11 protein-coding genes are annotated in these 13,629 nt (G+C 47.0%); 2 read left to right on the forward strand and 9 right to left on the reverse strand.

All coding sequences use genetic code 11. The annotated features are described in order from the left end of the window. Nucleotides 1-5 precede the first annotated feature (5 nt). The 9 genes from AC58UU_RS26230 to AC58UU_RS26270 form a co-directional block, all read right to left on the reverse strand. Complete coding sequence (locus AC58UU_RS26230) at nucleotides 6-1,442, reverse strand: S41 family peptidase (RefSeq protein WP_497320055.1); 1,437 nt, start codon at nucleotides 1,440-1,442, stop codon at nucleotides 6-8. Nucleotides 1,443-1,480: 38 nt separating this feature from the next. After that, a complete protein-coding gene (mutS, locus tag AC58UU_RS26235; protein ID WP_497320057.1) occupies nucleotides 1,481-4,108 on the reverse strand; it encodes a DNA mismatch repair protein MutS in 2,628 nt (875 codons plus the stop codon). 310 nt (nucleotides 4,109-4,418) lie between these two features. Beyond that, a complete protein-coding gene (locus AC58UU_RS26240; RefSeq protein ID WP_497320059.1) occupies nucleotides 4,419-5,885 on the reverse strand; it encodes a putative amidoligase domain-containing protein in 1,467 nt (488 codons plus the stop codon). A gap of 145 nt (nucleotides 5,886-6,030) precedes the next feature. Then, nucleotides 6,031-6,597, reverse strand: coding sequence for an outer spore coat protein CotE (cotE, locus tag AC58UU_RS26245; RefSeq protein WP_497320060.1), 567 nt, complete (start codon nucleotides 6,595-6,597; stop codon nucleotides 6,031-6,033). A gap of 114 nt (nucleotides 6,598-6,711) precedes the next feature. After that, complete coding sequence (locus tag AC58UU_RS26250) at nucleotides 6,712-7,671, reverse strand: aromatic acid exporter family protein (protein WP_497320062.1); 960 nt, start codon at nucleotides 7,669-7,671, stop codon at nucleotides 6,712-6,714. 70 nt (nucleotides 7,672-7,741) lie between these two features. Further along, the gene (locus tag AC58UU_RS26255) at nucleotides 7,742-8,584 is read right to left on the reverse strand and encodes an ABC transporter permease (protein WP_497320064.1); all 843 of its coding nucleotides are present in this window, start codon (nucleotides 8,582-8,584) and stop codon (nucleotides 7,742-7,744) included. Then, nucleotides 8,577-9,350, reverse strand: coding sequence for an ABC transporter ATP-binding protein (locus tag AC58UU_RS26260; protein ID WP_497320065.1), 774 nt, complete (start codon nucleotides 9,348-9,350; stop codon nucleotides 8,577-8,579). Before AC58UU_RS26260 ends, AC58UU_RS26255 begins: the two co-directional genes overlap by 8 nt. A 49-nt stretch (nucleotides 9,351-9,399) precedes the next feature. Beyond that, nucleotides 9,400-10,413 carry an ABC transporter substrate-binding protein gene (locus AC58UU_RS26265; protein WP_497320066.1) on the reverse strand — a complete coding sequence of 338 codons (1,014 nt, stop codon included), beginning with the start codon at nucleotides 10,411-10,413 and terminating at the stop codon, nucleotides 9,400-9,402. Nucleotides 10,414-10,624: 211 nt separating this feature from the next. Continuing rightward, the gene (locus AC58UU_RS26270) at nucleotides 10,625-12,145 is read right to left on the reverse strand and encodes a carboxypeptidase M32 (RefSeq protein ID WP_497320067.1); all 1,521 of its coding nucleotides are present in this window, start codon (nucleotides 12,143-12,145) and stop codon (nucleotides 10,625-10,627) included. A 142-nt stretch (nucleotides 12,146-12,287) separates the two neighbouring features. Between AC58UU_RS26270 and AC58UU_RS26275 the strand changes: the two genes are divergently transcribed. Further along, nucleotides 12,288-12,614 carry an iron-sulfur cluster biosynthesis family protein gene (locus AC58UU_RS26275; protein WP_497320069.1) on the forward strand — a complete coding sequence of 109 codons (327 nt, stop codon included), beginning with the start codon at nucleotides 12,288-12,290 and terminating at the stop codon, nucleotides 12,612-12,614. 51 nt (nucleotides 12,615-12,665) lie between these two features. Next, nucleotides 12,666-13,244 carry a beta-class carbonic anhydrase gene (locus tag AC58UU_RS26280; protein ID WP_497320070.1) on the forward strand — a complete coding sequence of 193 codons (579 nt, stop codon included), beginning with the start codon at nucleotides 12,666-12,668 and terminating at the stop codon, nucleotides 13,242-13,244. Nucleotides 13,245-13,629 lie beyond the last annotated feature (385 nt).

Here is a 13,629-nt window from a genome sequence, read left to right on the forward strand (position 1 = left end):
AATTCTTAGTTCCCCTTTACAGCACGGATGGAAACATTCTCTCCTTGATCCTTCACTTGCAGCTGTGGAAAATAATCATCGAAAAGATCAACATTGACGTAGCTAGTCCCATTTTCAATGATTAGCTTGTCCGTCTCAACAGGGATGGCATGCGTTCCTTTACTATCGGAAATATCGACCGTTCGTGTCGCCTCGTTCCATGTAATCGTAGCTCCAACAAGTGCCGCTAGGCCGCGTGTTGATGCATATAATTTGCCATTTTCATGGAAATTAGCGAATCCACTTCCTATTTCCACACCGTTATAAGTTACTTTGTGCTTGGAAATCTCGACGTTAATATCTGTGATCCCCACTGTCTGTAATGCGGTAATCAATTGAGCAGAAGCCCCGTCCACTTTGATATCCGGCGTGATTCCGACTTTGTTCACTTTACGCTTATTCGGCGTCAAATACTCTTCAACCGTTACTTTCAGCGCACTGTCTTTATCCAATTGATAAAGCTGTTGTACACTTCCTTTGCCGTACGTTTGCATACCGATTACTTTGGCAACATTATAGTCCTGCAGAGCGCCTGACAGCACTTCCGAAGCGCTTGCGCTATATTCATTGGCTAAAATGTAAACAGGAATAGACAATTCTGTTCCGCCCGTGATCAACACCGGATCATCCACACCATTGCGGTCTCTTGTATGAATCAGAACGCCTTCTTTGACAAAATGCTTGGCAATGTTCTGAGCCGTATCCACAAGACCTCCTGGATTATTACGAACATCTAGAATCAAAGATTTCAAACCTTTTGCCTGCAGATCCGTAAGCTGTTTATCAAAATCCTCGTCCGCATCGCTTGAGAAATCCGTTATTTGAATGTAACCAACACCATTCGTGAAGCTCTTGCTATACACTTCAGGTACATTGATCCCTTTACGCGTAATCTCTACGGTTAATTCTTTGTCACCGCGTTGAACGGTAACATTAACTTTCGTCCCCGCTACGCCAACGATTTTGTTTCTGACTTCATCAATAGAGGTCGTAGAAGCAGGAGCCCCATCCACGGCACGGACATAGTCGTCCCGCTGCAAGCCCGCTAATTCAGCAGATGAACCTGCAAAAACCTCGGATAAATACACGCCCTTGTCATCAATCCCGATTCGAGCGCCCATACCAACATAATTATTTTCTAAGGAACTGGAGAACTGACCGTACTCTTCTTGGCTGAAAAAGACGGTATATGGATCTTTCAGACCTTCTACCATTTGCTTAATGCTTTGATTAGCTAACGCTTCTTCCGTTACACCACTCACATGCAGCTTGCCAATGATTTCTCTGACTTGCTGTGTTTGTAAATCTTCTTGTGCCAACGCATTCAAGGGCAGGACCGTCATAAGAGCCGACGCCAGTGCTAGGGTAATCTTCATTGTTTTCATTCTTGGTTGATCTTTCATGTGCGTCTCTCCTCGAATATATAATTAGGGAAACAAGCTTATTGCAGCTTTTGCTTCCATTCGTATACTAAATTGAGCGCCTGCAGCGGCGTCATATTGATTAAATCGATCCCTTTCAGCTGGTCAAGCACCAGCTGAGATTTGCTGTCCGGCTGCTTCTTCTTGACAGCCGTGTTTGCCGTGCTGTCTTCCGCGAAGAGGGACAGCTGCTGTATAGGAGCTGCCGCTGGCGGGGCGGAAGCCGTCGTTGCGGCGATCTGCGCAGCACCCGCCGCCCGCTCTTCAAACCCATTCAGCAGCTCATAGGAGCGCTGAATGATGGCATCGGGCAGCCCCGCGATTTCGGCACAGTAGATGCCGTAACTCGTACTCGCTGCTCCGGGAATGAGCTTGCGCAGGAAGGTCACCTGCCTGCCGCTTTCTTTCACGGCCATGCAGTGATTGCGCAGATGCCCGAGGCTTTCTTCCAGATGCGCAAGCTCGTGGAAATGCGTCGAAACGAGCGTCTTGCAGCCGATCTGGTCATGCAGGAACTCGATTACCGCTTGCGCGATCGCCATCCCTTCCCCGGTCGAGGTGCCGCGGCCAAGCTCATCGATGATGACGAGGCTCTTGCTCGTTGCCTTTTCGGTCATCACTTGGATGTCCATCATCTCGACCATGAACGTACTCTGACCGCCGATCAGATCATCGGCAGCGCCGATCCGCGTGAAGATTCGGTCGGTGACCGGAATGCGAGCAGATCTGGCAGGTACGAAACAGCCGATCTGCGCCATCAGGCAGATCACAGCGACCTGCCGCATATATGTACTCTTACCGGCCATGTTCGGTCCGGTAATAAGCAGAATGCGGCCCTCATCTAACAGCAGGCTCGTTTCGTTCGCGATGAACGAGCCGTCTTGAATGACCGCTTCCACCACAGGGTGGCGGCCTTCTTCAATCTCGAGATCGAAGCCTTCGCCGATCTCCGGCTTGCGGTAGTGATGCGCTGCGCTGACCGTCGCCAGCGACTGATAAACGTCGGCGGTAGCGATCACTTCCGCCAGCTTCTGTAATCTGGAGATATGCTCAGAGATCCGGTCGCGAAGCTCCGTGAACAGCTCATACTCCAGATCAACCATTTTATCCTGCGCTTCCAGAATGAGCGCTTCTTTCTCTTTGAGCTCCGGCGTTACGTAGCGCTCGGCATTCGCAAGCGTCTGCTTGCGTTCGTAGCGGCCTTCCTGCAGCGCGGACATGTTCGCTTTGGTGACCTCAATAAAGTATCCGAACACTTTGTTGTAGCCGATTTTGAGCGACTTGATGCCCGTCGCCTCCCGCTCCTGACGCTCGAGCTCAGCGATCCACTGCTTTCCGTTCTTACTTGCTTCCCGGAGTTGATCTAAGTATGGCTGGTAGCCTTCGCGGATCATGCCGCCATCCCGAATGGATACAGGTGGCTCGTCCTCAATGGCGCTAGCAATCCACGACATAACATCTTCACAGGCATCCATATTTTCGACGAGTTTGCGAAGCGTTTCGGAACCGGAAGCTGCACAGACTTCTTGAAGCAGCGGAACCTGCTGCAAGGAGTGCTTGAGTGCGATCATATCGCGAGCATTGGCATTCCCGTAGGAAATACGAGCAACTAAACGCTCCAAATCGTAGACTTCCTTCAACGCTTGCTTCACATCTTCTCTGATAATGAGCTGATTGTAGAGCAGATTGACAGCTTCCAGACGCTCTTCGATGCGGGAAACGCTCATGAGCGGTTTTTCGATCCAACGGCGCAACATCCGAGCGCCCATCGCTGTTACTGTTTTGTCGAGCAGCCAAAGCAAAGAACCTTTTTTCGCTCGTTCACGTACCGTTTCTACGAGTTCAAGATTTCTACGCGTAAAAGGATCCATCGTCATGAATTGATCGGGCTCATATACCCGGATATGCTTCACATGGGTCAATGCTCGTTTTTGCGTTTCTTTTAAATAAGCAAGCAGCAAGGCAACGCCTTGACGGTTCAAAGCGGATAAACCAGGCAGTGCGGCATCCTCAGCAAAATGCTCATCCAGCAGTTTTTCATCCACTTGAGTCCATTCCGTTAGCACCGTACTTCGTCCCCAAGTGAGGCCTGTTTCCCGAATTGTCGTTAATAAGCCATTATCCGTAATAATCTCCGAAGGGTTGTATACATTGAGTTCATCAACGACGAGTTCCCATGAGTTAGAAAGCCGTGTTGTATATAACTCCCCCGTTGAAATATCGCATGCCGTAAAAGCATAACCATGTTCCTGACTCACTAGGGAAACGATGTAATTGTTGCTCGATTCGCCTAGAAGCTTGCTATCCATAACGGTCCCCGGCGTAACGATGCGAACAATCTCACGTCGCACCACACCTTTGGCTTCAGCAGGGTCCTCAACTTGCTCGCATATGGCGACTTTATACCCTTTCTCGATTAACCGAGACATGTAATTGTCCGCCGCGTGATGAGGGACACCGCACATAGGGATTTTCTCGTCGCCGCCGCCTTCTCTACCTGTTAACGTAATCTCCAACTCTCGTGAAGCATTGATCGCATCATCAAAAAACATTTCATAGAAATCACCCAGACGAAAAAACAAAAAAGCATCCGGGACTTGCGCCTTCACGGCCAAGTATTGCTGAATCATCGGCGTATATTGGGCCACCTTGCGTTCCTCCAACCAATCACTATATTCATTGTCAAAAATCTATGAAACTACCAAACTTCATTTTCATATGTGTGCAAAAAAGAATGTCAGAGGACGAGCCTCTAAAGGCTCTTATCTGATCAGATACGCTTCATTTTCCAATGATTTCTCGATATAAGAGCCCCTAAAGACCGCTATCCATCAACTTGCATCACTTATATGTAAAATAGCAGCTTCTGGAGGCTCTTATCCAACTGTAAATGCAGCATCAAAATGTGAATCCCGATGCACAGATTAAAACCATTTCAAATCTCTTATAGATACACTATTATAACATGATTTGTTCTTCAAAAGCTTCTTTACGATGGTAGGGTGCAATTTTCCAAGCTTTGCGAAAATCAGCTCTTTCGTTCCATGGCTCCATTGACATGATTCTTTCTCGGAGACGTTCCAAAACGGCAGCGAATAGGTCATAGCCCTTCAGCTGCTCAAGATCCTGCCAAAGCTTCCCAACTGTGGCTTGAAGCCGCTGCTTATCCCCACGATAGTAGGCCGCTTGTATATCCGGATCCTGCAAGGGCTGCCGAGGCAGCAGCCAGTAATTGTCAGCAATTAGCGAGGATAGCGCGAATACACCGCGCGTGATATCAGGCGACTGCATCCAGCTCGGCAGGGTGCGGTACTCAAAGCCCCCATGCGACTTCTTGCGGAAGTCGCCCAGGAAGCCATATCGAGGGCGGCGCTCTCGCGTCGTGTCGCCCTCGATCAAGATCAAGGGCAGCGCGAGGTAGTTATCGAGCGCGCGCAGTAAATGCCCATTCAGCCAGCAGCGGCTGAAGTGGATATGTCCGCCGAGGGGGTAGCCCCCCACCGGCATGCCGCCCGAGAGCCACGAGAGGCTCTCGTCGTCGATCTTCCGCGCGGCGAGCTGCATCGTAGATCGCAGGTTCCTCGCCAGCTCGCGCGGGTCTGTGCTTGGCTGGGGGCGCAGCTCCGCCAGCGGCAGGATCAAGCGATGCCCGCTGAGCACAACGGCATCGCAGCCAACTTCGCCGTCCCGCGTCAGGAAGCGGTCGGCGAAGACGACCTTGCCCTGCGGGCTGAGCAGCAGGAACTCCGGGTCGCTGCCGAGCATCGTCCTCTCCTCGCGTCGCAGCTCCTTCGCGATGGCGATCTCATAGCGATCGATCGCCTGCGCGAACAACTGCGCCAGCTTCCCGTTCAGTTTAGGAACGGGATCCACATCCAATACCAAGGTGTGCCCGCTAGGCAATACACCTATGGTGACAAGGCCATAGTCTAGGCCGAGCGCATAGACAGCTTTTACAGATTCACGGCTAGCCCTACGTACATGAAAATTCGCACGATCTGGTGTAACTTCTATGTAGGCTGAACTGGCATTTATTTGTCTTTGAGCATTGAGAGCTTTCTCCGTCAAGAGAAGCGTCTCCTTCTTCTCATAAACAACCAATGTCTGTAAATGAAATACGGCTACTTTATATTTATGTGTAAATGCCAATCGCTCTTCCTTGGGACTTCGGTCATTAAGCCAAGCTACAGTCTTGATGCCGTGCAAATGAAGCAGTTCTTCCCGCTTTGAACGCGTCTGTGCCCTAAGAATCGCCCTGATGGGCTGCAGCGCCTGCTTCTCCGGCCACTCATCATGAGCAGCTCCCCAATGAATGACGACCTGGCCTCGCCAATCGACCGGAAGCCTTGATCCACTGGGTATGCGTATGAGATTCGCTAGCTCCAGCGCCTCTTTTTCCTGTGCGTGCAGTAAGAATGTTTCCATCCATTTTGCCCCTTCTCCGTTCTCATTCCAGCCTCACAGTCCCTATATCTGATCCAACTGCCCATTTATTGAAATAAAACAAAAAAGAGGGCAAATGCCCTCTACCGAATCTCTTTCACCCGCATACACTGGCGTATAAGATTCCTTAATCCAATTCGTCCTCGAGCAGATCGGCGTCAAGATCCTCGAAATCTCCGTCGCCGCCGTCATCGAAATCCACATGCTTGTCGTCGAAGTCATTGGAGCCATACGGGCTAACAATGACGAAGACTTTCGTTTCAGCGACCAACTCAACTTGGAACTCCCGTTCCACCCGAATGACTACGCTGTCGCCGCTAGAAGAGATACTTGCTTCCACACAGTTCGGTTCTTGCGTTGCGACAGCAGATACTTCAGCAGTTGTTGGCCTATGTTTTTTGTCCAGATAACTTAGCCCAACGATTTCTACATAAGAAACGGTTTCTTTTGCTACATCTGTTTTGGTGTTACGATCGTAAGAATACCAGATGTTGATATCATAAGTACCAACTACCTCTACGCCCTCTCCGGATTGGATCGACTCGAATTGGTTATTAATAATCCAAGCGCCCAATATACTGGTCGGAGAAAAGGGCGGAGTCACGGTATGACTTACATGCGAAAATTTGCGACCTTTACCGCAGACAGCTTTTGTAATGATCTCTCTGCTTTGCAAATCTTTATCTAATGACATCCTTTCAACCTCCTCCATACAATCATTCATTACAAGTGTATGCAGGACAGTAGTCTAGAGTGACAATTATTTTATATTATTTTTACGATATAAAAATTCTCATATCTTTAAGAGTCAACCCGCCTCTGGGCGCTGTTTTTTTTGCTTTTTGGCTATAGATAAATATTGCATAAGCTCTCTGTTAAGCTGTAAAATGGCAGATCGCACCTCGAATTCTTCTCGGCTTTCCGGCAAAGGCAGCTGCTTATAACGAGCATCCAGAACTTGCAATTCTTTCTCGGCTTCACCAGTATAGTAGTCTTCCTTGACTGTTTGACTAATATCTTCAAGAATCGCTGCCACCCACTCCCCCTGCGGCAAAGTTTGATATACTTGGGCAACCAGATCGATCATCCGGTGGATCGACTCCAACTGCTCACCCCTCATAAAGAAATATACCTGCAAGTAGGGGTCTCCTCCGAAAATGAGTGTATTCTCCATCGTACGTTTAGCCAGCCCTGCCCCTTGATCAATCTCTTCACTGACTTCCAAAAGTTCCTTGCCATCCCACACAACGGTATTGTCTCTCAAATGCTTAGCCATGTTTACGAAAATATCCGAGAATAGCGCCTCGATTCTTTTCTTATGCCCCTCGATCGCTTTATCCGTTTTTGGCATATAGGCGATATTGATGAGTGTCGCTGTACCCAATCCAATGAGCAGAAGATACATTTCATTCAGAACCGCCGTCCATCCGGCAGATTCATAGGCGAAGAGATGCAGCATGACAACTGCCCCGGTCACCGCACCCTCCGTAATCCGCAGCCGATGCAGGACGGGAAACACGACGAGAATGAATATACTGACAACCCACACATGGAACCCCAATACCATAAAAAGAAGAGAGCCTGTGAGAAGCGCGAGCATGGAAGCTAATATCCGATGAAATGCGCTTTGAATCCCTTTTTTCTTCGTCACTTCTATACCCAGAATAGCGAGAAGTCCGGCTGCCGCAGGCGATTTTATCTCGAATACGTGCGCTAGATACATCGCTATAACGACTGCTAGCGCTGTTTTGAGCACACGAAAGCCCATAGCTTTTTCACCTCTTTGCTGGTTTTAACTATGGGCTCATTATTTCATTTTGGGCAAAAAGTGGCAAGTCTTATCGATGTTTTGTCATTCTTTTTTCCAAATTGGACACAATTTGATACATAACTGTAGCCACAATCGCAATGACGAACAACGTGGAAATAACTAGCGTAAAATTAAACACTTGAAAACCATATATAATCAAATAGCCAAGACCCATTTGCGATACGAGAAATTCGCCTACGATCACACCGATCCATGCAAGGCCTACATTCACTTTCAAAGTCGAGACGATGGCGGGAAATGAAGCGGGGAGAATAGCTTTTAAGAACACTTTTCGCTGATTACCCCCAAATAAAGTGACGACCTTCACATAGTTGTTATCCACCTCTTTGAAGCTCCCGTACACGACTAGGGTTGTGATAATTACTGTTATCGAAAGCGTAGTTGCAATAATCGAAAGCAAGCCAGGACCCAAACCTACGATAAATAACGGTCCAAGCGCTACTTTAGGCATACTATTCAGCACAACAATATAGGGATCAAGCACGCGGGAGAGAAACGGCGACCACCAAATCACAACAGCTAATGCCGTACCGAACAATGTGCCTAACACAAAGCCGATAATGGTTTCAACGACCGTTACGCCCACATGCGGAAGGAGGCTGCCATCAAGGAGTTTATCCCAGAGCAGCTTAAAAACTTTCGTTGGATAACTAAAAAGCAGCACATCGATCCACTTTAAACGGGCCGCCATTTCCCAGAAGAAAAAAAACAACAGCAGGATGGCTAGTTGAACAAGCCTTACATAGTTCGTATTCTTTTTTCTTGCAGCCAAAAATTGCTGATGAACTTGATGTGTAAGCGTATCGTCTGCATTTTCGTTGAGACGCGCCTGCTGCTGACCATCACTCATGATGCACGCCCCCAAACTCCTGCCAAATCAATCTAAAAAGTACATGGAAATCGGGCAGTTCCCGCGCTGCGAAAGGCACAGAAGACCGAATTTCCTGTGGAATTATAAATTCTTTGCGAATTCGTCCTGGATTAGGATCCAGCACGATAATTCGATCACTCATCGCTATTGCCTCAGAGATATCATGTGTCACGAGGAGTGCAGTCTTCTTCTTCGCACGAAGAGTCTCTACTACCAAATCCTCCAATTGAAGCTTGGTTTGATAATCGAGCGCGGAGAACGGTTCATCCAGCAGAAGCAGTTCAGGTTCTGTGGCTAATGTTCGTACTAACGCGACTCGCTGACGCATGCCCCCGGATAGCTGAGCGGGATAATAATCTTTGAAGCCGAGCAGCGCCATCTCATCCAATAAATGAAGCACACCCTGTTTCTTCTCTTTGGTTAAAGATTCTGTAATTTCTAAGCCCATACAAGCATTATCTTCGATCGTCCGCCATGGGAATAAATAATCTTGCTGAAGCATATACCCCACCCTTGTCGATGGACCGTTCACGATCCCTCCCGCAACAGTCACAGTACCCACTGTCGGACGAATGAGCCCGGCAATGATCGACAAGAGAGTTGTCTTCCCACAGCCACTTGGACCGATCAGACTAACGAATTCACCCCGCTGGATAGCAAAATCAATCTGCTCTACAGCAAGTGTAGCTCGTTCCTCGGTCACATAAACTTGCGTCACGTCTTTTACAGTCACAGCTGTATCCATGTTCGTACTCCCCTCCTGTTCGATTCACCGACATGACTAATGCTGATTACTAGGGCTTTACGTTCGATTTCGCTTTCTCTGCAAAAGTATTATTCACTAGCTTTTTCCAAGCTACCTTTTCTTTCAGCTCACCTGCGGAAGTCATCACATCCAGCAAATTGTTCCATTCTTGTTCATCAACAATGCCATCCGTCGCGAATGATCCTTGATCCTTATAGCGCTTGACAACACTTTTTACAATTTCTACATCGATATCTTTAAAATAAGGCAGAACCGCATTCGTGATTTCATCCACACTTTTTGCTGCAACCCAAAGCTGCGCACGTTGTACTGCATTGGTAAACTTCTGAACTGTACTTGCGTTTGATTTTATGAAGCTTTGCTTGGTCATAAATACCGTGTAAGGCAGGTGTCCGCTTTCCACGCCGAAGGAAGCCAAAACGAAGCCCTTGCCTTCTTTCTCAATAATGGAAGCTTGCGGTTCGAAGAGCTGTACATATTCCCCTGTTCCCGACGCATACGCGGATGCGATATTAGCAAACTCGATATTCTGAATGAGCTGGAGATCCTTTTGCGGGTTGATGTTGTGCTTTTTCAATGTGAATTCGCCTGCCATCTGAGGCATGCCGCCTTTACGTTGGCCGAGGAAAACAGAGCCTTTGAGCGAGTTCCAGTCGAACTTATCCACTTTCTTCCGAGCGACTAGGAAAGTACCATCCGTTTGTGTCAGCTGAGCAAAATTAATAACCGGATCGTCCGAGCCTTGTTGAGATACGTAGATCGAAGTTTCCGATCCAACTAAAGCTACATCAATAGCGTTTGACAGTAAGGCTGTCATCGTCTTGTCGCCACCTGGTGTGGTGGTCAATTCAACATCAAGCCCTTCATCCTTGAAAAACCCTTGCGATAAAGCCACATACTGCGGTGCATAAAAGATGGATCGCGTGACCTCACCAATACGAACCTTTGTTGTTTCTTGGCTTTTCGTTCCGCACGCCGAAACGATTACACTGAGCAGTAGGACGGCGGATAATGTGACTCCCCATCTTTTCCGATTGTTCATAGACGTCCCTCCGATAAAAGTAGTACTGTATCCTATGCAGGAGCCCAGAAGTCGGTTAATATTGTTTTTCTGATTCCACACTATATGCATTTTGTGCATCAAAATTATGTGCAAACGTGCTTTGGAGAGCATAACCTGCTGTTTGTGCAGCTATATAAAAAAACAGCACCCTAAGGCAATATTCCTGCCTCAAGATGCTGCTTTGATTAATTTAAATACCGTAAACCGTTTGGTACTTCTCTTCCAAGTATTGAACCAGATAGTCGGGATTCAACTCTTCCCCCGTCACTTCGCGAATAATTTCATTCGGCGTCAAAAGCTTGCCATGCTGGTACACTTTATCCGTTAACCATTCCTTGATCGGAACTAGATTACCTTCTGCAATCAAGCTATCGAAATTCGGAAGCTCTTTACGAAGGGTATGCGTGAATTGCGCCGCGTACATGTTACCGAGTGCATAGGATGGGAAATAACCAAATGCCCCACCAGACCAGTGCACATCTTGCAATACACCCTCGCCGTCATTCGCTGGAACCACACCCAAATACTCTTCGTATTTGGCATTCCAAGCTTTAGGCAGATCAGCTACGGCAATTGTACCATTGAATAACCCTTTTTCCAGCTCATAGCGAATCATAATATGTAAGTTGTAAGTCAATTCATCGGCTTCTATACGAATTAATGATGGCTCGATATGGTTAATAGCACGATAGAAGGAATCCACGTCTACATCATCAATTTGCCCGCTAAACGTCGTTTGCAGCTCACCATAGTAACGAACCCAGAACTGTTTACTGCGGCCGATCACATTTTCCCAGAAGCGGGACTGTGACTCGTGGATCCCCATAGAGGTGCCTGTGCACAGATTTGTGCCAACTAAGTCTTTTGAAATATTTTGCTCATACAGCGCATGTCCACCCTCATGAATCGTTCCGAACAAAGCGGACGTGATGTCATTTGGCAAATAGCGTGTCGTGATCCGAACATCACCTGGGTTCAGCGCCGTCGCGAAAGGATGCACCGTTTCATCTAGTCGGCCCGCTTCAAAGTCATACTGCATTTGCTTCAAAATGGAAAGTGAGAACTTCTTCTGCTTGCTAATTTCAAATTGTTGATCCAAAAAGGATCGATTAGGCTGATTGGCTGAAGCTTGAATACGCTGAAGTAAGGGAACCGCTTTTTCACGCAGCGCACCGAACACTTCATCTAATTTCTCAACTGTCATTCCCGGTTCATACATATCCAGCAAGGTATTGTATTTATTGCCTTCGTAGCCCCACAGCTCGATAAATTCTTGGGTTGTGGCTACGATTTTCTCCAAATAAGGCTGGAACGAAGCCCAATCGGAGTTATGCTTTGCATCTTCCCACGCGGATTCTGCTTGCGAGGTAAGGACGACATAGGCCTGATATTTCTCGGCCGGTATTTTTTTACTGCGATCATATTCTTTTTTGCATTCTACGACCATTTTCTTGGAAATGGCATCGAGCTTATCTAGTTCAGAAGGCTGCATGAAGAAGTCCAAATAACTTCCCATTTCATCGGATGTAGACATACGGAAAACCTCGGTCGATAGCTCTCCGACGACTTCAGAACGAGTTTCTATTCCTTTTTTTGGAGCGCCGGTACGCATATCCCAATAAATTAAGGCGATGGCCTCCTCGTACTGCTTCATTTTGCGGACATAGGCCTTGAAAGATTCCAGCTTTGCTGGGGCTGCTTGCACACTCATGCTCTAATCTCCTCCCAAAAGTTTCTTATTTTATCATACTTCGTCCCCTACTCAGAATCAAATTTATGCTGGGGTATGATAGAATAATGACAAGCTTTGGCTAGAAACCTAACTGTGCAAACATTTGAAGGAGATGACTTTTATGAAAATCACGTTTACCGATACAGCAATTCATAGATTGACACCATTTACTTCTGATCAGAATGAAGCTATCTTAAAGCTAGTTTTTGATACAGAAGACTGCGGCTGCTCCGTGAACGGAGTGCCTACCCTTTGGCTAGTTTCCCAAGCTAATAATGATGATCTTACCGCTGAAACCGAGAATTTCAAGCTCATTTATAAAGCCAAGGATGAGATCTTTTTTGAAGATAACATGAAAATCGACTACCATGAAGGAAATAAATCCTATATACTTAAGAGTAATAATCAAATCTATAACGCGGGTATGAGCTTAGTCGACAAAAGATAAAGCTGCGAAGAATATAGACAAGCAGCACAACAACTTACCTGGAGGGAAACCATGAATTTAATTAGTGAAATCTTGAACTATAATAAGGAATTCGTAGAAACGAAGCAGTATCAAGAGTTTCTGACCACGAAATTTCCAGATAAACGGATGGTCGTTCTTACCTGTATGGATACGCGGCTGGTCGAGTTGCTGCCCAAAGCCATGAATCTTCAAAATGGTGATGCCAAAATCATTAAAAATGCCGGAGCGATTGTCTCTCATCCTTTCGGAAGTGTTATGCGGAGTATTATCGTTGCTGTTTACCAGTTAGAAGCGGATGAAATATTCGTTATCGGACATTACGATTGCGGTATGACGGGATTAAACTCTGAGAGTGTGATTGCGAAAGCGAAAAACAGAGGTATCTCCGATGATGTCATTGAGACACTTGGTCATTCAGGCATCGACTTGTCTCGTTGGTTAACAGGTTTTAATCATGTGCGCGAAGGCATCGAGAAAAGTGTTAACATCATTCGAAATCACCCCTTGCTTCCAAAAAATTTACCTGTCCACGGCCTCATCATGGATCCCCAATCAGGTCGACTCGATTTGGTGGAAGCAGGTTATGAGTCAGACGGCTCCGTATCTTAAAAAATGGAATGAGCTAGCCCAAAATCCAAATAAAGAAGCCTTTCAACCCATTGTGAATGTGGAGTTGAAGGGCTTCTTTTTCTATGGTTTTAACACTTTCTCGTTCATCTTAAGCTATTTTCGAGCCTATCTCCGTCACCATTCGCTGAAAGCTCCGTTTGGGAGCCTATTTCGTTTCGATCCACTTACTCCCTAACCTGAAAGCTCCGAAATCAGCCTCTCAGCCTTCAAATGCCTTCTTCACCGTGACTCTCGCTCATCTTAAGCTCAGTTTTGTACTTGAGTCAATAGAGTGGACACAAAAAAAGGTTAAGAAATTAGTTTAGCTTGCTTGTAATACTGCGTTTCAAACTTGTCTGGGGACAAATATCCGAGCTTGCTGTGC

It is taken from the genome of Paenibacillus sp. JT22N1 (assembly GCF_059692155.1).